The following is a 19,736-nucleotide window of genomic DNA, read 5'->3' as shown; positions in this document are numbered from 1 at the left end:
GAGTGAGGCTCGATGCGCAGAGGAGGTCAGGCGGCGGTTTATCGCCCAGGCGGGCGTGCGGCGGTTCACTCGGGCCGGACAGAGCAACACAGAAAGTGGCCTGAGAGGCCGATCATTTCCGGAGTTCGAGAAACAGGCGAGCGAGGGCTTCAATCGATAACTCTTCGGCGCGGGCTTGTGGGGGGATGCCGGCGTTGCAAAGCGCGGTCTGGATTGTGTCAGGGCTATAGCTCGCGGCGCGGAGGTTGTTGGCCAGGGTCTTGCGCTTCAGGGCGAATACCTGGCGGGCGAAGCTGAGGAAGGGAGCTTCTTCGACACCGAGTTCGTTAAATCGCGGGGCGAAGCGCCAGCGGAAGACGGTGGAGTGGACCTCGGGGGGTGGCGAGAATGCTCCGGGAGGCAGGGTGAAGAGACGCTCGACGGGGCCGTACATCTGCACTGTTACGGTGAGCAGGCCGTAGTCGCGCGAGCCGGGGTCGGCGACGATGCGATCGGCGACCTCGCGCTGAACCATCAGAACTGCGCGGTTGAGCGAGGCGGCGCTTTCAGCGAGCCGGAGCAGGATCGGTGAGGTGATGTAGTACGGCAGATTGCCGACTACGGCGAGCTTCTGGCGGGCCTCGGCAGCTGCCGAGGCGAAGTCGAACTGGAGCACGTCCTGCTCGAGGACGGTGACGCGGTCTGACCCGAGAAAGGCGTGGAGGCGCGGAGCGAGCTCGCGGTCGAGCTCAAGCGCGATGACGCGGCCGGCCTGGGCGGCAAGCTGGCCGGTGATGGCTCCCTGGCCGGGGCCAATTTCGACTACGGTCTGCGCGGAGATGTCGCCGAGCGCAGCGACGATGCGGCGGATGGCGGTCTGATCGCGGAGGAAGTTCTGGCCGAGCTTGGGCTTTTGCGACATGGATTCTTTTGATGGTAGAGGAACGCTATGTCTGGCACATCGAAACACAGAGGTGCCCTTTTCGCTAATGGTACTAAGCTGGGGAGAGGGGTGCGATGTGATTCAGCTCAGCGTATCCGATGCGAAGTTGCATTGCAATCACGTGAAGCCTGAGCAGTGCTGGGCGATTGCCGTCAGCGACGTGGTGCTGATCGCGGAATACACCACTGACGAAGGGCCGAAGGTGGACGACTACTTTCTGGTCTTCATCACGAGGGAAGAAGGCGAACTCTACTACTCGAACGTGACGATGTATGCCGCGGGAATCAATGAGTCGTTGACGGCATTGGAGAGCCTTTTGGGCTGCTCGCTGGAACTGGCCCTGTCTTCCTCGACCGAGATGAAGTCGCGGGTGGTTTGGCCGCAGAAGCTTGCCGGCTCAGCCTATTTTCGTTACGAGCAGGTTGTTCCCGAGGGGTTCTGGGATCGCGTGCGGAGCAGAGTGCAGGGCACGCGAATGGAATCTCATGTCGCTGACTCTGTCTGTGAGTATCTAGCGGCGCTGAATCAGCCAGAGCCGCACATCAATGCGACCGAGAGTACTCCTTCACCATGATGGCCGTGGTGTCGGTGGTGGTTGACATGCGGAGCTGCTTCAGCGGCTGGTAGTCCGGATCGTTGTAGAAGGCCATGGCATCTTCCTGCGAGGGGAAGCGCACTACTACGTTGGCCTGGCGCCCGACGCCCTCCAGGACGGTGGCGTTTGAGTCTGCCGCAAGTACCTGCCCCTGATGGCGGCGGATCAAGGCGCCAACTCCCTGGCGATAAGGAGCGAAGTGCTCTTCGTCGGCGACGTTGAAGGTGAAGATGAAGTAGACGGCCATGGCGCTGTTCTCCCCAAAAGATTCCTAAGCTATAGCACAGGCAGGCGCCACCTCAGGTAAATCCAAGGGGGGAGGTGTCGCAGGCGTATTAGAAGTTGGGATGCATGATCCACATGAGCATCGCGAAGACGATGGCCGCGGATGCAAGAACGATGATTGCGACGCGGAGCGGGCTGCGCTGCTCCGGGGGCAGGGAAATGATGTTGGGGGCCGTTGTTTCAACGATCACCGTTGGAGATTGCCCGGCGCGATAGCGGAAGGGGACTGGCAGCCTAGTTGAGGGGAACCAGGTGTTGGGCTTGAGGACGGTGAAGAAGCCGGCGGTTCCCACCTGGAACCCTCTGCGGGTGATGGAGCGAAGAAGCTTCATGGATCCTCCCGAAGCGTTCACATAGATTAGAGCACGGATTTGGGAGCGAGGGTGTCTTTGCCTTCGGCTCAGAAGGACAAATCTGTGGTGGGACTGGTGACGCAACAGCAGATTCCCTTCGGGAATGACAGAAAGAAAAGCAAGTGCACTACAAAGGCAACACGGGTTCTTCGGCTTCGGCTCATGATGACAAATCTTTGGGGGCAGTGGAAGGTGGGGTGGAGGCTGGAGTTGAGGCGGGTTTATGCGGCGGCGAGGGCGCTGAGATTGAACGTGCGGGTGAGGGAGAAGCCGAGGGACTCATAGAGATATTGGGCGGGATTCCCTTCCCAGGCGTGGAGGAACGGGGTGCGACCGGTGGCTTCGATCTCGTCGATGATGATCCGAATTAACGCGCCGGCGTAGCCGCGGCCGCGGTAATCGGGATGGGTGCAGACGCCGCTGACTTCGATGAATCCGGGGAAGTGCATGCGCTTGCCTGCCATGGAGACGAGGCGGTCGCCATCGAAGATGCCGTAGAAATTCCCTAGCTCGATGGTGCGGAGACGAAAGGGACCGGGCTCGGTGAGCTCGGCGAGAGCAACCATGGCCGGAGCGTCTGCTGAGGTGAGCCGGCGGAAGGTGCATCCGGGAGCAAGATCGAGGGCCGGAGAATGACCGTGACGATGGGAGGAGGTGCTCCCCCCAGTAAAGCTGGAGGGAGCGGTGGGGCTGGGCGCCGTGGTCGTCGTTGTGGTGGAGGGAGCCGGCGGCAGGGGATTGGTGGTGCTGGTGTCCGGCGGCATGATGACCGGCTTATGGTCGGGCGTCGGCACCGGGTTGGTGGACGCGGCGACGGTCCCGACGAAGCTGGAAGGAGTGGTGGTGGGCGCTGTGGGCGCGGGTGCGGTGGGACTGGTTGTCGTAGTGGTAGTGGTGGTTGTGGTGCTGGTGTCGGGCGGCATAGTGACCGGCTTGTGGTCGGGCGTGGGCACCGGGTCAGTGGTGCTTGCGGTGACGGTGCGGACCATCTGGATGACGCGGCCTGTGCGGATGGTGGTCCAGCTGCCGCGCGGGTTGATGGGGTCGAGCGAGAAGAGAGCGATGGAGTGGTCGCCTGCCAGCGTGCGCAGCGAGTTGTAAGACGCGTCCGATTGATCGGCGATGCCGGCGAGCGGGCCGATTTCATGCGGATAGCGGCGGGCGCAATCGTCACCCTCAGCGATGCGGGCGTGATCAGTGCGCAGGGAATTCCAGATCGGGTTCTCAAGTTGAGAAGTATTCATGGTAGGTAATGTACCGCTCCTCTAGCGTTTATTTAACAATTTGTGGCAATTATGGTGAAGATTGTGACGAGGAGGGGCTATTCGGCGCGCAGGATTTCGGTTGGATCTGTGCGCAGGGCGCGAAGCACGGCTGGAAGCGTGGCAAGGAGCGCAGTGAGCAGAATGGCGCAGGCCGGCAGAACGATCATCTCCGAGTCGGTCGCCTTGACCTGGTAGAAGAGCGACGTGACGTAGCGGGCTGCGCCGAATCCGAGGACGAGGCCCGCGCAGCCGCCCAGGGCGATCATCAGGAAGCTATCGAAGGTGACGAGACGCACGATGGAGGTGCGCGAGGATCCGATGGCCATGCGGATGCCGATTTCGCGCCGGCGCTGGAGGACGGAGTAGTTGAGAACCGCGTAAAGACCAATGCCGGCGAGGAGCAGCGCGACGGCGGCAAAGAAGCCGCCCAGCGTGGCAATGAGGCGCTCGCGAATGGTCTGGTCACGAACCAGATCGAGCTGCGTGGTGACATTCGAAACGCGAAGACCGTTGCGGCGCTCGGCAATGAGCTGGCGGAGTGAGTCGGCGAGCGCGAGTGGGTTGCCGGCCTTGGTGTGGACCACGAAGGTGCCGAATTCGGCAGGAGTGGGTGCGCCGTTGTCGCCGACGGGGTTGAAAGGCATGTAGAAGAGGGCTCGGTTGGGCTCACGCAAATCGTGGTCGGGGACGTCAGGGGTGACACCGACGATCTTGTTGATGGGGTGATGGACGCCGCGCGAGAAGGTGCGGCCGACGGGGTCCTCGCCGGGGAAGAAGGTTTTGGCGAAGGTCTCGTTTACGATGGCCGCGCCCGGGGAGGCGTCTTCCGGGCGAAAGTCGCGGCCGGCGATGAGCGGAATCTTCATCGTCGAGAGCCAGCCCGGTGAGATGTAGAGGAAGAAGACAGGAGTGGGGCTGGGAGGTCCGTTGTTGATGGAGACGTCGGTGTTGATCTTGATGCGTCCGAGAAGTGGCCAGCCTGCGATTGCGACAGAGTCGACGCCAGGGGCGGCACGGAGTGCCTCGGCAGTTTGATCCCACACGACTGGGAGCTGGCCTTTGCCGGCCACTGTCTGGAGCAGGAGCAGGCGGTCAGTCGAGAAGCCGAGCGGGCGGTTCTGCAGGCGCTGGAAAGACGTGACGAAAAGGGATGACAGAAACAGGACCAGGACGCAGAAGGCGACCTGAAGGGCGATTGCCACGCGCATAAAGCGGCGCGGCGAATGTGGATCTTCACCACCTTTGAGCGCGGCTACGGGACGTACTGCCGAGGCGCGGAGAGCTGGTAGCAGACCAAGCAGCAGAACGACAACGAGGATGAGGGCGAGGCCGAACAGAAGTACGCGGCCGTCGGCGGGGAGGTCGAGGCGTGCAGGGGTGTCGGGCGGATTGACCAGACCGAGTACGAAAGGCGCCGACCAGGCGGCGAAGAGAGCGCCAACCGCGGAGGCCAGCAGGGCGAGCAGCGCGCTCTGCGTGAGGATGAGCTGGATGAGGCGACGGCGGCCGGCACCGATCGAGATTCGCAGAGCCATCTCCTGTGCGCGGGCGGCGGCCTGGGCGGTCATCATGTTGGCCACGTTGACGCAGGCGATGAGCAGGACGAGAACGACCAGCAGACCAAGAACGCCGAGGTATCGGCGATATTCCTTCTGCAGCTCGGAGATACCGGCGCCGGCCGGGTTGAGGACGAGGGTTTTGTTGAGGAGGCGATCGCGGGTGGCCTGGGTCGCGCCGCGGAAGCACGTGGAGCACGCGGTCTCGAATGCGTGGCTGACTGCGGAGAGGTGCTGGCGGAGCGGTTCGAGAGTAGTGGTGGGGTTGACGCCAGGTTTCAACATCAGGAAGGTGTGGTGCCAGCTGACGCCATTGCGGGTTGAGAGGCTGTTCATGCTGAGGGGCAGGAAGAGGTCGGTTACCGTTCCCGTTTCGGTTCCTGTGAAATCGCGAGGGCCCACGCCGATGATTTCGAAGACCTGATCCTCAATGTGGACGGAGCGGCCGAGGACGCGGGGATCGCGGCCGAAGCGGTGATTCCAGTAGTCACAGGAGAGGACGGCATAGGGAGCCAGACCGGGGCCGCGGTCGTCGGCGGGAGCGAGCAGGCGGCCGAGAGCGGGCTCAAGGCCGAACAGCGGGAACATGTTGCCGGAGACATAAACGACGTGAGCCTTCTCGATCTCGTCATCGGTGGACCAGGTGATGTCGGTGCGGTCGGCGTCGCTGATGGCGATGAGGTCGGCCTGATCCTTGACGGCAGTGCGCATGACATTGAAATCGGGGGTGGACCAGTAGCGGTCCTCGATCGGCTTGCCTTCGGGGCCGATCAATTTGCGGGAGAGGGCAAAAAGCCTGTTGGCGCCGGAGATGGGTAGCGGACGCCAGAGCAGGGCATCGATCAGACGGAAGGCCGCGACGCAGGAGCCGATGCCGAGTGCGAGCGAGAGCACGGCAGCAAGGGAAGTGACTTTGTTCCGCCAGAGTTGCCGCCAGCCGAAACGGATGTCGGCGAGGAGGGACTCGAGAGAGCCGGCGACGCGAATGCCGTGGCTTGTTTCGCGGACGAGCAGGGCGGACCCGAAGGCGCGACGGGCTTCGCCGGGATCGCGCCCTGAAGCGATGGCCTCGTCAATGTGGGATTGCATTTCTTCGTCGATTTCGCGATTGAGGCGATCGCCGCGGAAGGCATTCGAAATACGCGACCAGAGGGACATGTCATGCCTCCCGGAGAACTCGATTGATTGCAACGCTGACGGCCTGCCAGCGCGACTCTTCCGCGCCGAGTTGCTTTTTGCCTGCGGCGGTCAGTTCATAAACGCGCGCACGGCGGCCGGTGTCCTTCTTGATCCACTCGGCGCGAATCCACCCAGCTTCTTCCATCCGGTAGAGGGCGGGGTAAAGGGAGCCTTCTTCGGCGCGCAGGACTTCGCCGGAGGTGTCGGCGATGGCAGCCATGATGGCGTAGCCGTGGAGGCGGGGGCGCCGGGAGAGGATCTTGAGGACCAGCAGGTCGAGCGAACCTTGGAGAGCGTCAGTCTTAGCCATACTCAGATGTCTTTATATAGATGTCTGGGTATCGTGTCAACGGACAGATTCCAACTCGAAAGAAAATGGGCGCCATTGCTGGCGCCCTTAGGCTGGTGATTCTCGCTCTGCAGATTGGATGAGCGAGGCTACAGGAAGTATTCAAAGTCGGTTTCGACTTTGAGGCGGCGGTGGATGCAGAGGATGTGTCCGCCGCGGAGGCCGGGGTTGAGCTCGACATAGTTCCTGGGGCCGCGCCACATGTAGCGCTCGCCGCTGAGCAGGTCTTCGGCTTCATAGGCGCGGTCGGCGGGGATGCCCAGCTCTTCGAGCGGCAGGTTGACGAAGCCGGCTTGCGTGAAGTGTGGATCGAGATTGACGACGGTGAGGATCAGGTCGGAGCGGTCTTCGGATTCTTTGCTGTAACAGATGATCTGCTGATTGTCGCAATAGTGGAAGCGCAGCGAGATGTCGTTCTGCAGCGCTGGGTGTGTGTTGCGGATCTGGTTGACCTGCGTGATCAGCGGGCGAAGGGTGCCGGGCGCGTCGAGGTCGCGCTGGCGGATCTGGTACTTCTCTGAGTCGAGATACTCTTCGCTGCCGTGCTTGAACGGCTTGTTCTCCTGCAGCTCGAACGCAGGGCCGTAGATGCCGTAGTTCGCGCCGAGCGTGGCGGCGAGCAGCAGGCGGATGACGAACGCGGGGCGGCCGCCCATCTGAAGGAATTCCGTGAGGATATCAGGCGTGTTGGGCCATTGGTTGGGGCGGAAGAAGTCGGTGACGGGCGGTTTGGTGATCTCGTTGAGATAGGCCGCGATCTCTTCTTTTCCGTTGCGCCAGGGGAAGTAGGTATAGGACTGGCTAAAGCCGATCTTGGCCAGGCGGTACATGATCTTGGGGCGCGTGAAGGCTTCGGAAAGGAAGAGGACTTCGGGGTGCTCGCGCTTGATCTCGCCAATGCACCACTCCCAGAAGGGAAAGGCCTTGGTGTGCGGGTTGTCGACGCGGAAGATGGTGACGCCCTGCTCGATCCAGTAATCGAAGACGGATTTGAGCTCGGTCCACATGCCCTGCCAGTCTTCCGATTCGAAATCGAAGGGATAGATGTCCTGGTACTTCTTCGGCGGGTTTTCGGCGTACTGGATGGTGCCGTCGGGGCGCTCCTTGAACCAGTTCTTGTGGCCGCCGGTCACGTAGGGATGGTCGGGCGCAGCCTGGAAGGCGATGTCGAGAGCGATGTCGAGGCTGAGCTTCTTCGCGGTTTCGACGAAGCGGCGGAAGTCTTGGATGGTGCCGAGCTTGGGCAGGATGGACTTGTGCCCGCCTTCTGCCGCGCCGATGGCCCAGGGGCTGCCTTCATCACCGGGCTGGCCGTTGGGGTTGTTGTTGGGACCTTTGCGGAACTGGCGGCCGATGGGATGAATCGGCGGCAGGTAGACCACGTTGAAGCCCATTTGCGCGATGCGCGGGAGGAGCTTTTCGGCATCGGCGAAGGTGCCGTGCGCGCCCGGTTTCTGCGCCGTGGAACGCGGGAAGAATTCGTACCAGGAGCTGAAGCGCGCGCGGACCGGGTCGACTTGCAGGATGAGCTCGTTCGAGTCGGTGGCGTAGCGTTTGTCAGGGTAGCGCAGCGCGAGCTCGTGCAGCATGGGGTCGGTGGCGTGATTGCGCAGGGATTTCGGCTCGTCGCCTGAGCGCAGGACGGCGGCGCGGGCATGCAGCCAGGCGGCGTCGCCTCCGCCGCCATTGATGGTGACAGCGCGCTGTGCTGCGGCTGCGATGAGGTCGGCGCCAATCAGGTAGTCGACGGGCGCGTCGGTGTCAGCCTTGATGCGCTTGAGCAGATCGCGGTGCCAGGTCTCGAAATGGTCGACCCAGGCCTGGACCTTGTAGCCGTAGCGGCCGATCTCCGTGACGCCGAAGGCCGCGAACCAGCGGTCGTTGACCAGGGGTTCCATGGGGACTTCGATCCATTTGTCAGAATCCTCACGATGGACAAGGACGCTGGCGGCGATGGCGTCGTGGCCGTCGGTGAAGACGTCGGCTTCGACGCGGACGAGATCGCCCGCAGTGCGTTTAGCAGGGAAGCGGCCGCAGTCAACCTGCGGCGCAATGGATTCGATGATAACGCGGCGGCGGCCTTCGGTGGGGATGGTCATGTGTCAGTGCTCAACTGGTTGGATGATCAAGTGGCCAAGTGGTCTCAGGTTTGGCCCGTCGCCGGTAGCTTGTAGCCTGTAGGTTCTGGCGTCCAGCTGCAGGCTACTGGCTGCGAGCTAGAGGCTATGTTTGCGCTGATCGATTAATGACTGGTAAAGAGCGGTGGTCTGCTTTGCAATGCTGGTCCAGCTGAAGACGTCTTCTACGCGCTTGCGGCCGGCATCGCCAAATCGCTGGCATTTCTCGGGATCGGCGAGGAGGATGCTGATGCGGCCGGCGAGGTCGCGAGCGAAGGTGTCGGGGTCGACGGGGAAGCCGGTGACGCGATCGCCTTCAAACGGGACGAGGTAGCCGGTCTCGCCTTCGACGACGACTTCCTTGATGCCTCCGGTGGAACTGGCGACGACTGGAGCGCGGCAGGCCATGGCTTCGAGATTGATGATGCCGAAGGGTTCGTAGACCGAGGGGCAGCAGAAGACGCGACAGTTGGAGTAGAGCTGGATGACCTCGGGCTTGGTGACCATCTTCTCGATCCAGATGATGCGCGGGTGCTTCTGGCGTGCGTGTTCCACCTTGGCGCGGAGTTCGGCGGCGATTTCGGGAGTGTCGGGGGCGCCGGCGCAGAGGACTACCTGCGTGTCTTCTGGCAGGTAATCGATGGCGTCTACCAGGTGGGTGACGCCTTTCTGGCGGGTGATGCGGCCGACGAAGAGGATGTAGGGGATTGACGGGTCGATGCCGTATTCAGTGAGAGCCGAGGTGTCGGACGTCTTCTGATATTCGGCGAGATCGATGCCGTTGTAGATGACGTGAATACGAGCGGGGTCGATGTCGGGGTAGGCGCGAAGGATGTCGTCGCGGGTGCCTTGGGAGACGGCAACGATGGCGTCGGCGTCGTGGATGGCGGTGGATTCCATCCAGGAGCTCATGGCGTAGCCGGAGCCGAGCTGCTCGGCCTTCCACGCGCGGAGGGGCTCGAGGGAGTGGGTGGTCAGCACGAAGGGCATGCCATAGAGCTTTTTGGCGAGGTAGCCGGCCATCGAGACATACCACGTGTGGGTGTGGACCACGTCGATGTTTTCGAGGGCCTTGATCTGGGTGAGGTTCAGGCTGAGGGCTTCGAGCGCGCCCTTGAATTTGCCTTCGGTCCCGTTGGTGATGTCGGGCCAGGGCTGTTGGCCGCAGACGTGCAGGTTGCCGTTGTCAGAGTGCTGGGGTCCCCAACAATGGACTTCAACCTCAATGTTTCTGGCTAATTCGCGGCTGAGGTATTCGACGTGTACGCCGGCGCCGCCATAGACCTGGGGCGGATATTCGCGTGTAAAGAGGCCAACTCGCAAGATTATTTCCTCGTCTCGGGTATTTGTCTTCCGGTTCGATGCGGCCAGGCGGGCCTTGGCTGGCAGGCGGCCTCAAGTCTGTAACGGTGCGCATGTGCCTGCCGGGGTTGAGTTTACTTTTCAGGGGTTTAGGGGTGCAAGCCGGGCGGTGCATAGCACTTAAGTGTATTGACTTGGGACAGCGTATGCGGTTGAATTCCTACAGTCCCCCAAGGCTTGAAGTGTAAGAGCCAGCGATCTGCGTGAGTGCACCTGGGACCACCCAGGGCAAAAATTGAAACGGGCCCTTCTCCGCCGCTGCGTCTCACATTCCATGTGCTTGGGGTGTCCATGCAGACGTATATGTATTTCGCTCTTCAAAATCGCAGGATTCAGTTCAGGCTGCTGTCCATCGGCGCGCTGTGGATGCTGGCTGCTTTGATGGAGTATGCAGTCATGCGGCAGCCGGGTAATGCCTGGTTCCTGCCGGTGGATTGGCGCCTGCGATTCTCGGCGCTTCCGATACAACAGATCACGGCCGAGTTTCCGATCCTCGCGCAGACGATTGCCGCGTCCATTTTGGGTGTATGGCTGCTGAAGTGCAGTCGAGGCGGCGCGTTTGTGGTGACGGGGCTCTGTGTCTTCACAGAGATGATCTACGAGTTCAGCCAGAAACCGGCGGTGTCGTCGTGGCTGGTTCCCATGATTCCCAGCGTGTGGCCGCTGAACTACGTGGCGCGGTTCATTGGGTTGGGCACCTTCAGCCTGGATCATGTAATGGCGATCGTGCTGGGCGGGCTGATCTCTTACCTGGTCGTGCTGAATACGATTCCGAAGAAGCGGTAGAGATAGAGCCTGCAGCCAGGAGCCGGTAGCTTATAGCCTTCAACCTGGTGTGCCGGTGTCTGACTCTCAATTCCAGCGCAGATCCTGCCAGCGATCAACATCCCGGAACTCGATGCAGCAGCTAGACCCTCAGGAGGCGTGGCTTCGTTCCTGCGGGATGGATGCGCCATAGCGCTTGCGCACGAACCAGAACACCGGCAGGCCGAGCAGGATCAATCCTGTGCCGATCAGCGAGCCTTCGAGGTTGGAGCCGTAGCTGGAGATGAGGACCGCCGCAGCCGAGATTACGAAGATGGCAGGCAGTACTGGATAGCCCCAGAGGCGATAGGGGCGAGGCATATCGGGGCGCTTGCGGCGGTAGTAGAAGACGGTCGTGGCGGTGAGCATGTAGAAGAGCCACTCCGCGAATACGGCCAGCTCAAAGTGCTGCTGGAACTGCGACAGGAACAGCAGCAGGACGGTCGAGAGCAATCCCTGCACAACCAATGAAGTCGATGGCGATTGGAATTTCGGATGGATGTGCGCGAACTGCGGGAAGAAGAGGCGGTCGCGGGCGGCGGCGAAGGGGATGCGCGCGCCGGACATCACCGTTCCGTTGAGCGTGACGAAGATGCTGAGCGCCATGGCGGCGGCGACGAACCCGGCTCCGCGCGGGCCGGCGACGACTGACAGCGCGGCGACGGCGGGACGATCGCTGGCGGCAATCTGCGAGGCGGGCAGAATGTATTGAATCGCCGCGTTCGTCGCCATGAAGAGTGCACCGACGATGAAGAGGCCGCCGATGAGCGCGACAGGCAGGCTGCGCTCGGGGCGGCGGACTTCGCCGGCAACCATGGTGAGGTCGTTCCAGCCGTCGTAAGCCCAGAGGGTGGCGATGAGGGCGGCCATGAATCCGTTGAAGCCGCCGACGGCGTGGGGCAGAGAAGTGCCGAAGTTAGACCACGAGCCCGATACTGACGCGAAGCAGAACGCGGCGACGATCAGGATCAGGATCCCTTTGAGAATGGTGAAGACGAGCTGGAAGTCTCCGGCTTTTTTGATGCCGAGGTAGTTGAGGCCGGTCATGAACCAGGTGACCGCAATGGCGAAGATCTGCGACCACAGCAGCGGCAGCCCGGGCACTGAAGTGCTGAGCCAGTGGAACGCGGGAAAGACACCGAGGGTGCGGGCGAGTCCGCTGGTGACGGCGGCGATGGAGGCGGGCTTGGCGACGGCGAACCACGTCCACATATATAGGAAGGCGGTGGTGTCGCCATACGCGCCGCGGAGGTAGACATACTCGCCGCCCGCGTAGGGCATCATGGCGCCGAGTTCCGCATACGTCATGGCGCCGAAGAGCGAGAGCAGGCCGCCGACGATCCACGCGAGATAGACAAGAGAAGAGGATCCCACGTCCTGCATCATTTCGCGCGGAACGAGGAAGATGCCCGAGCCGATGATGGTGCCGACGACAATCGCGGTGGCCTGGCTGGTGCCGAGTACGCGAGGCAGATCAGCGGGTGAAGTTGTGTCCAGATGCGGGGAGACCGGTTCGCTCATGCGGTGATTGGAGGATAGCAAATTGGCACCTGCGGTGCGGCCAACCGCCTGCGGCACGTTTGACTTGTTGCTTTTGGCGATGATGGCGATGGAAGGAAAACAGATTCGCCGTACTTTCATGGCGATGTTCGAAGAGCCTTGCGTTATGCTTGAGACTCCTTTCCTCGATCAACGGTTTCTTATATCCAGCCGGCGCAGCGATGGCATGTTTTGCGAGAGGAGATCGACATGGCACAGGGTCAACCGGGCGCAGACAGCGTCAGCCCCGTCACCACCAGTCTCATTGAGAAAGCAACAGCTCTGTATGGAACCACACCGGTGTTCTGGGGCCGCTACTTCACCAGCTCCACTACGAGTGGTGCAGCGGAATATCATCATGCAACTGAGAACGGCCCGCTCAATGCTGCGGGAATCCGCGTGCTGCCCGTGGCGCGGCAGACTGCGCATGTGGCAGGCAGCCAGGCGCAGGGCGTGTCGGACGGCTCGGCCAACGCGCAGGATTTCATTCAGACGTTCGGCGTGCCCGAACTGACCTCGCAGGGCGGCCAGTTCATCATGGTGCTCGATGTGGAGGGCAATCCCGACCTGAACCCCGACTACTACACGGGCTGGGCACAGGGGCTCATCTCCGCCGCACAATCGCTGAGCGGCAACACGGTGCAGATGCTGCCGTGCCTGTACGCGTCTCATGGAGACATTGGTACCTGGAAAGCGCTGGGGACGGCGATTGCGAACGGCGCGCCATGCTCGGGCGTGTGGGTTGCGCGCTATTTGAATTCGCTTGCAAGCGGGGAGATGGGAGACTGGAACGATGGGATGGTGACGCCGGCGACGCCGAATCCGTTTCCAGCGAAGATTCTGGCGTGGCAGTATGCCGAGAATTGTCTGAGCGGGTCCATCGACTGCTCGCAGACCAATCCCGCTCTTGATCTGCAGAATGATCTGCTGCAGTTCCTGGTGCTGCCTCCGGCATAGAGGCGGATTGGGATTACATTACGCCGGCGCGGTTGACCTGGATCTGGTTGTCGATGGTGTAGCCGGGCGCGGCCTGCTGCGCGATCCGCTGCGCGCGATCCCGTCCGGTGGAATTTTCGACGATGCCGGTGAGGCGGATGACGCCTGCGTCCTGATCCTGATCGATGGCTACGGAGGCGAGGCGGTGCGAGACGAGCGCGCTGTGTACGGCCTGCTGGCTGTCAGGATGCGCGTGGGTGTGTATGGCTGCGGCAACTCCGCAGGAAACGACGGTAGCAGCGACGCCTAAAACGAGGTCGCGCAAAAGGTTGTATCGCTTCAATAAGATAGAGAACTGCTTCATGGTGTGGTTTATCCGCCTGCTGGTTCCGATGCCCGGAGTGGCGGAGGCGTTGTTCGAGCGAGCAACATACCTGCTTGTCGCGGGAACTTAGCCGGGCGGAGCGGTGTCTAAACTCACAAGCGCACGAATCGAGGGACGTGGAGGGCGACGCTGGGCCGCGCCCAGGGAGGGAGGGTTATCGGCTTGTCCTGGAGGTTAAACGGTTGTTGGATCGCGCTGGGGGCTTGTTTCTGCTTTAGCGCTTTGACTATCGCTCAATCGAACGCGCCCGTACCTGAGCCCGCGCAATCCGCACAGCCGCCGCAGGTGAGTCCATCGCTCACCCCGGGCGCTCTTTACAAGCAGGCGATGCATCCGCTTGAAGTGGTGCGCTCGTCGATGAACAACTGGTCAGACTCGGAGACGGCGGCCTTTCTCGTAGGCGTGCGCATGGCCAAGGACGCATGCGAGCAGACGCCTCCGGAGAACTACTCAGGCCAGGACCTCTACGATCTGGCGCGGTTGTGTTCACTCGGCCAGGACTGGAACGCAGCGAACACAGCGGCCACACGCTATCTCGACAGCAGGGCTGAGCCATTTCGCACGCAGGCCTACGCGCTCAGCATCAACGCGCTGATGCATCTGAACGGGACGGATCTGGCTGTCACGACGGCCAACACCATGATGGAGAATCAGCCTTATGACGCCGAGGTGGCCTACGCAGTCCGCTACCTGAAGGACGCACTCGAGCAGAAGGGAAGTCCGGAGGCGGTTCCGCTGGCGGAGAATGAGCATGCGCGGATCGTCAAGGCTCTCGAGGCCGGCGTGGCTCTTAAGGCCGTGCATGGTGACGCGGTGATGAGTCTGGGTGTGCTGTATGAGTCGGCGATGGACCTGGCGTTCTGGCAGCGCTATCGGCACGACGATGCTGCCGCCGCGGCCACGGTGAAGGACATAGACGACGCGCTGGCGAAGACGCCGCCGGCTTCGGCCGAGAATGCACGTCGGACGGATGCAGTCCGCGCGCAGTATGCGCTTCTGGGGCAGCCTTTGCCTGCATTGAAGACGACTCCGGTTGCGGCGCCGCCGAAGACGAAGGCGAAGACGGCAGCAACGCAGCGGGCGATGCAGATCGGCCCCGATTACGGAGCGGCCACCGTGCTGGTGCTGTTTCCAGACTGGTGCCCGCAGTGCCGCAAGATGATGACGGCGCTCACTGAGTTCGGCGCAGCCAACAAGGACAAGCCGGTCTACGCGTATGGCCTGATGTTCCTTGAGGACCCCGCCGGGCAGGACCAGGCGCCGGATGCGGCGGCCGTTTCGCACGAGCAGAACCTCAAGGAGATGGAGGGGACGTCCACGCTGCTTGTGGATGCGAAGGTAGCGCATTCGCTGGGCGTTCTGGATTTTCCGTTAGGGATTGTGCTCGATCACGAGGGGCGCGTGCGCTATGTGGGTGTGCTGCCGGACGATGCTTTCAACGGGAATGGATATATGGAGAAGGTGCTGGGGAGGATGACGGGAGGTGTTGGCGCTCCAGGGCAGAAGTGATCGTGATTCCTGGCAGTGCGCGGCCGATGATCGATGCTACTGGCTTGTCCCTACCCGTTGAGTGAACAACACGCGCAACTCATCGATTTGGGCGGCAGTGCATGCGCGCTTGGGGATAGGGAGGAACTTTGCCGGGGCGAGGTAGAGCAGAAACATGTTCTGGTCTTCGGCGAAGGAGCGGATCGCCGACCAGTGGACTTCGGATTTGCTGTTGTTGGTGTGGGTGCGGATTAGATCGTCACTGATTTCCAGGTTCCATTCGCCGTCATTGGATCGAGTGCGGCGATAGCAGTATCGCCAATTCAAGCGCACCAGAACGGGGAATGATAGAAACAACAGACTGGCGGTGAATTCGATGCCGGCGGTGGTGTAGGAACCAGTGCGCCGCATGGCCATGCCAACTGCAAAAAAGATGGCCCCGCAAGCTGGAAGCAGGAAATCGAAAAGGGCGCGCGAAGTTTGACGATGGAGTCGCTGAGCCTGGACATAGTCGCTGAGTTCGAAGTGAAACTGAAGCTGTGGCATGCGTGATTCATCCCAGTATGCACCAGGAGCCTATAGAACAACCGCAGATTCCTCGACTGCGCTGCGCTCCGCTCGGAATGACAATGCAAGGATGAGGCTAGCTAGCGGGTTGAGCCTCGTGGAAATGGCGCCAGATCGATTCGGCCGTTTTCTTGGGGACTACGGCGGCGAGGGATTCGGCGGTGGCTTGCTGGACCTCGCGCAGGCTGCCGAAGTGTGCGATGAGGCGTTGGCGAGTGAGCGCGCCGACGCCAGGAATATCGAGCAGTTCGCTGGAGCGGTCGCGCATGGCGCGGCGCTGGCGGTGATAGCCGATGGCGAAGCGGTGGCTCTCGTCGCGGATCATCTGCACCAGGTGCAGCACGGGCGAGCGGCGGTCGAGGACTACGGGTTCGTCTTCGTTGCCGTGTACGTAGATGACTTCCTCTTTCTTGGCGATGGAGGCGAGGGGCTGGTTTGTGATGCCCAGTTCCTCCAGGGCATCGGCGGCCGCGTGAAGCTGGCCGAGTCCGCCATCGATGAGGATGAGGGAGGGCATGGTTTTCGGTTCTTTGTTGGTGGATGGAGAGCCATCCCCGGTCCCCGAAGGCGAGGGACCGGGGGCACCCGCACCTTGGGACGAGCTTTCGAGGATGCGTTTGTAGCGGCGTGCCACGACTTCGCGCATGGATGCGAAATCGTCCACTCCAAGCACCGTCATTACTTTGAACTTTCGGTAGGCGGACTTGTTCATCTTGCCGTCTTCCCAGACGACGAGAGACGCGACGGTTTCGGCGCCTTGAATGTGCGAGATGTCGAAGCACTCGATGCGCTTGGGAAGCTCGGGCAGCATGAGCGCGTCGGCGAGGGCTTCCTGAATAGCTTTGCGCGAGGGCTCGAGCACGCGGAAGCGCTGCGTGTAGGACTGCTTCGCGTTCTGCCCGGCAAGATCGACGAGAGAGCGCTTCTCGCCGCGTTGGGGAACGGCCAGCTCGATGCGGCGTTTCACACGCTCGCCCAAGAGCGTGGCGAGGGCTTCTCGATCCGGGAAGTCGACGGGGACAAGAATTGTGCGCGGGACGTAGGGCTGGTCGATGTATAGCTGCTTGAGGAGAGCTGAGAAGACGGCGCCGGGGTTGAACTCTACCTCAGGGGCTAAAGCCCCAGGCTTTTGTGAGGAGGGTTGTGCGTCCGGGCTAAAGCCCGGACCTACCGAGCCCGGACCTGCCAACTCACTCGTGTCGTCCTCAGTGCCGGTGGCGCGCTCGAGTGCGAGTGACTCCATCAGCTCAGGGAGATCTTCCCAGAAGAATTCGCGGCGGTCGACGATTTTACCGTTGCGCATGTGGAAGAGGTTGACCGCGAGCGATCCGCCTTCGAAGTGATAGCCGAAGACATCAGCGTCATCGTCCTGCTCGGCCGTGGCGATGCGCTGCTTCTCCTGAAGCTGGTGCACGGTGGTGAGCTGGTCGCGGAGACGCGCGGCCGCTTCAAACTGCTCATTTTCAGCGGCGGCCATCATGCGCTGCGTGAGCGCTCGCTCCAGTTCGGCCTGCTTGCCTTCAAGGAAGAGCTGCGCGTCGCGGACGGCTTCTTTGTAAGCCTCGGGTGTGGTGAGGCCTTCGACGCAGGGGCCGAGACAGCGGTGGATGTAGTACTCGAGGCAGGCGCGCGGATGCGTGCGATTGAGATCGACCTTGCAGCTCGGAATGAGAAAACTGCGATGGATGAGCTCGGCTACGCGATAGGCAAGATTGCCGGGAAAGTAGGGACCGTAGTAGGCCGAGCCGTCTTTGCGGAGGCGGCGCGTGACGAAGACCTTGGGGTACTTGTCGCCGAGGGTGAGTTTCACGTAGGGGTAGGTTTTGTCGTCGCGCAGCAGGATGTTGAAGCGCGGCTTCTTCTGCTTGATGAGATTGTTTTCGAGAGCGAGCGCCTCGTGCTCGTTGGCGACGAGGATGTAGTCGAGGTCGATGGCTTCGCGCATGAGGGAGCCGGTTTTGGCGTTGGCCTGGCTGGCCTCAAGCAAGTAGGAGCGCACGCGCGAGCGCAGGTTCTTGGCCTTGCCCACGTAGATGACTTCGCCCTCGGCGTTCTTGTAGAGATACACGCCGGGCTGAGTGGGCAGGGTACGGATTTTTTCGATGAGGTCCATGCTTCGATTTCAGTGCAAACGCCGGCGCTGGGTGATCGCAACGCGAACAGGCGGCACTTTATTTTAGGCGACGCAGATTGGATGAACGGGAGTGTTCAGGGGACTCCTGGGACGCCCTAACGTGCTGAAAAATCTTCCACTTCAGCCGGAGGTGAATGGCATTCCTTACCGAAAGGGTAAAGTTTACACGGTTTTTGCGGGTCGCCACGTGCGTGGAAATCGACCTAACTATCTGAAGGTGTTCGCTTTATTTGGCTGTCTGATGTTTGGCTTATGATGTGCATCCAACAGAAGTGACGGACAACGTGTCGGCCGGGCGATTGGAGTTTGCGAGCCACGGCGACAGGAGGAAAAGAGGATCATGATTTCTCGATTCGGGATTAGCTCCGGACCTTGCGTTGCGGCTGCTGCCGCAGCTTTGGCTTTGGCGGGAGTAACCGGTTGCGCCAGCAAGAATTACGTTCGCAACCAGACCGCTCCACTGGTGGACAAGACCAACACGCTCTCCGACAAGACGGCGGATAACAACCGCAATATCAAGGATGTTGATCAGCGTGCGCAGAGCGGTATTCAGCAGGCGCAGGGTGCTGCCAACACCGCTCAGCAGAATGCCCAGACCGCGCAGAAGGCCGCCGGCGATGCCGAGACCTCTGCCAACGATGCCGTTCATCGCGCCGACTCGCTCGACCAGGTGGTGAAGGGCCTCGACAACTACCGTTCCATGGCCGATACATCCGTGACCTTCGGCTTTGACAAGGCGGTATTGACCAAGGACGACAAGGACCAGCTTGACCAGTTCGCCGGCCAGCTGAACGGCGCCAAGAGCTACATCCTCGAAGTGACGGGCGGGACGGACTCGACCGGCTCGGCCGAATACAACTACGCGCTGAGCAACCGCCGCGCAGATGCAGTGGTCCAGTACCTGGCGTCGAAGTATGGCGTGCCGGCGCACCGCTTCTATTTGATTGGCATTGGCAAGGATAAGGAAGTTGCGCCGAACAATACCGCGGAAGGCCGCAAGAAGAACCGCCGCGTGGAAATCCGGCTGCTGACGAATATGGGTGGCGGCGACAGCGGCACCCAGGCGAAGTCGGCCACGCCGACGGGTAATTAAGCCCGCGGTGAGGTTTGACGCAGACCTAAATTACAGAACTAATGCGCAGAACAGGAAGAGCCCCGGACCCCCGCCGGGGCTTTCCTGTGTTTGGAGACATAGCTGGTAGCACTCAGCCGTCAACGCTTAGCTGGATGTGGCTGGGATAGCAGAGTCGGCCGTGGTGTCATGCTTTTGCGTGGTCGAGCTGCTTGATGTGTTCCGCGCGAACGTCGTTGGCGCTGAACAGCCGGAGGAAGGGCGCGTCGCCTGCGGCGGCCTCGACAGCCGGCCGCCCGTTGGCTTCCTCGCGCTCCACAATGCAGACTACGGCGGCGACGGTCATGCCGGCCTCTTTCGCGGCTTCGATCGCGTTGACAGTGGAAGCGCCGGTGGTGCAGACGTCGTCGACGATGACCACGGGTGCGCCTTCGCGGCAGAAGCCCTCGATGCGACGGCCGGTGCCGTGGGCCTTTTCCGCCTTACGCACCAGGAAGCCATGGAGCAGTGGCGAGCCGGGATGCTGCTGGGCGCGCCACGCGCTTGCCGTCGCCACATTCGACACGATTGGGTCCGCGCCCATGGTCAGGCCACCGACGGCTTCGGCGTCGATTTTGTTCGTCTCAAGCAGATCAAGGATGGCGTGGCCGGTTAGGCGCCCGCCCTCGGCGTGCAGCGTGGTGGTGCGGCAGTCGATGTAGTAGTCGCTCGTGCCGCCGGAGGAGAGCTTGAACTGGCCGAGTTTGAAGCTGATGCGGGCGAGGATGGAGAGCAGTTGCTGAGCGTGGCTGGAGGTGGTCATCGAGATCAATTCTAGCCGGTAGCTTG

The 19,736-nt window shown here is 61.8% G+C and carries 18 protein-coding genes; 5 read left to right on the top strand and 13 right to left on the bottom strand.

Annotated elements, in window-relative coordinates; translation table 11 throughout:
* Positions 1-112: 112 nt before the first annotated feature.
* On the bottom strand, positions 113-901 hold the full coding sequence (rsmA, locus tag MOP44_RS23560; RefSeq protein WP_260792855.1) for a 16S rRNA (adenine(1518)-N(6)/adenine(1519)-N(6))-dimethyltransferase RsmA: 789 nt from the start codon (positions 899-901) through the stop codon (positions 113-115).
* A 97-nt stretch (positions 902-998) separates the two neighbouring features.
* On the opposite strand from rsmA, the gene MOP44_RS23555 reads away from it, so the two are divergent.
* The gene (locus tag MOP44_RS23555; RefSeq protein ID WP_260792854.1) at positions 999-1,496 is read left to right on the top strand and encodes a hypothetical protein; all 498 of its coding nucleotides are present in this window, start codon (positions 999-1,001) and stop codon (positions 1,494-1,496) included.
* Here the strand turns inward: MOP44_RS23555 and MOP44_RS23550 are convergent.
* From MOP44_RS23550 to MOP44_RS23520, 7 genes are all read right to left on the bottom strand, one after another.
* Positions 1,465-1,764, bottom strand: a complete 300-nt coding sequence (locus MOP44_RS23550) for a DUF1330 domain-containing protein (RefSeq protein ID WP_260792853.1) — start codon at positions 1,762-1,764, stop codon at positions 1,465-1,467. The genes MOP44_RS23555 and MOP44_RS23550 overlap by 32 nt on opposite strands.
* A gap of 88 nt (positions 1,765-1,852) precedes the next feature.
* On the bottom strand, positions 1,853-2,134 hold the full coding sequence (locus MOP44_RS23545; RefSeq protein WP_260792852.1) for a hypothetical protein: 282 nt from the start codon (positions 2,132-2,134) through the stop codon (positions 1,853-1,855).
* A 242-nt stretch (positions 2,135-2,376) separates the two neighbouring features.
* The gene (locus tag MOP44_RS23540; protein WP_260792851.1) at positions 2,377-3,399 is read right to left on the bottom strand and encodes a GNAT family N-acetyltransferase; all 1,023 of its coding nucleotides are present in this window, start codon (positions 3,397-3,399) and stop codon (positions 2,377-2,379) included.
* A gap of 77 nt (positions 3,400-3,476) precedes the next feature.
* Positions 3,477-6,134 (bottom strand): ADOP family duplicated permease, encoded by a 2,658-nt coding sequence (locus tag MOP44_RS23535; RefSeq protein ID WP_260792850.1) that lies wholly within the window; start codon positions 6,132-6,134, stop codon positions 3,477-3,479.
* A gap of 1 nt (position 6,135) precedes the next feature.
* The gene (locus tag MOP44_RS23530; protein ID WP_260792849.1) at positions 6,136-6,465 is read right to left on the bottom strand and encodes a PadR family transcriptional regulator; all 330 of its coding nucleotides are present in this window, start codon (positions 6,463-6,465) and stop codon (positions 6,136-6,138) included.
* Positions 6,466-6,593: 128 nt separating this feature from the next.
* Entirely contained in the window at positions 6,594-8,603 is a 2,010-nt protein-coding gene (locus tag MOP44_RS23525) for an alpha-1,4-glucan--maltose-1-phosphate maltosyltransferase (RefSeq protein ID WP_260792848.1), read from the bottom strand.
* Between the two features lie 117 nt (positions 8,604-8,720).
* Positions 8,721-9,944, bottom strand: coding sequence for a glycosyltransferase family 4 protein (locus MOP44_RS23520; RefSeq protein ID WP_260792847.1), 1,224 nt, complete (start codon positions 9,942-9,944; stop codon positions 8,721-8,723).
* Between the two features lie 330 nt (positions 9,945-10,274).
* On the opposite strand from MOP44_RS23520, the gene MOP44_RS23515 reads away from it, so the two are divergent.
* Complete coding sequence (locus tag MOP44_RS23515; RefSeq protein ID WP_260792846.1) at positions 10,275-10,769, top strand: hypothetical protein; 495 nt, start codon at positions 10,275-10,277, stop codon at positions 10,767-10,769.
* A 129-nt stretch (positions 10,770-10,898) separates the two neighbouring features.
* Here MOP44_RS23515 and MOP44_RS23510 read toward each other — a convergent pair whose 3' ends face one another.
* Complete coding sequence (locus MOP44_RS23510) at positions 10,899-12,428, bottom strand: APC family permease (protein ID WP_260792845.1); 1,530 nt, start codon at positions 12,426-12,428, stop codon at positions 10,899-10,901.
* Positions 12,429-12,536: 108 nt separating this feature from the next.
* On the opposite strand from MOP44_RS23510, the gene MOP44_RS23505 reads away from it, so the two are divergent.
* Positions 12,537-13,283, top strand: a complete 747-nt coding sequence (locus MOP44_RS23505) for a glycoside hydrolase family 25 domain-containing protein (RefSeq protein WP_260792844.1) — start codon at positions 12,537-12,539, stop codon at positions 13,281-13,283.
* A gap of 13 nt (positions 13,284-13,296) precedes the next feature.
* On the opposite strand, the gene MOP44_RS23500 is transcribed toward MOP44_RS23505, so the two are convergent.
* Complete coding sequence (locus tag MOP44_RS23500; RefSeq protein ID WP_260792843.1) at positions 13,297-13,626, bottom strand: BON domain-containing protein; 330 nt, start codon at positions 13,624-13,626, stop codon at positions 13,297-13,299.
* 243 nt (positions 13,627-13,869) lie between these two features.
* Here MOP44_RS23500 and MOP44_RS23495 point away from each other — a divergent pair, with 243 nt between their 5' ends.
* The gene (locus MOP44_RS23495) at positions 13,870-15,156 is read left to right on the top strand and encodes a peroxiredoxin family protein (protein ID WP_260792842.1); all 1,287 of its coding nucleotides are present in this window, start codon (positions 13,870-13,872) and stop codon (positions 15,154-15,156) included.
* Between the two features lie 36 nt (positions 15,157-15,192).
* Here the strand turns inward: MOP44_RS23495 and MOP44_RS23490 are convergent, their stop codons facing one another.
* Positions 15,193-15,681, bottom strand: a complete 489-nt coding sequence (locus MOP44_RS23490) for a YcxB family protein (RefSeq protein ID WP_260792841.1) — start codon at positions 15,679-15,681, stop codon at positions 15,193-15,195.
* Positions 15,682-15,778: 97 nt separating this feature from the next.
* A complete protein-coding gene (gene uvrC / locus MOP44_RS23485) occupies positions 15,779-17,815 on the bottom strand; it encodes an excinuclease ABC subunit UvrC (protein WP_260792840.1) in 2,037 nt (678 codons plus the stop codon).
* A 361-nt stretch (positions 17,816-18,176) separates the two neighbouring features.
* Between uvrC and MOP44_RS23480 the strand changes: the two genes are divergently transcribed.
* On the top strand, positions 18,177-18,929 hold the full coding sequence (locus MOP44_RS23480) for an OmpA family protein (protein WP_260792839.1): 753 nt from the start codon (positions 18,177-18,179) through the stop codon (positions 18,927-18,929).
* Between the two features lie 166 nt (positions 18,930-19,095).
* Here MOP44_RS23480 and pyrE read toward each other — a convergent pair whose 3' ends face one another.
* Positions 19,096-19,710, bottom strand: a complete 615-nt coding sequence (gene pyrE, locus MOP44_RS23475; protein ID WP_260792838.1) for an orotate phosphoribosyltransferase — start codon at positions 19,708-19,710, stop codon at positions 19,096-19,098.
* Between the last annotated feature and the right edge of the window lie 26 nt (positions 19,711-19,736).

It is taken from the genome of Occallatibacter riparius, assembly GCF_025264625.1.
GTDB lineage: Bacteria > Acidobacteriota > Terriglobia > Terriglobales > Acidobacteriaceae > Telmatobacter > Telmatobacter riparius.
This window is presented reverse-complemented; position numbering and strand designations above follow the sequence as displayed.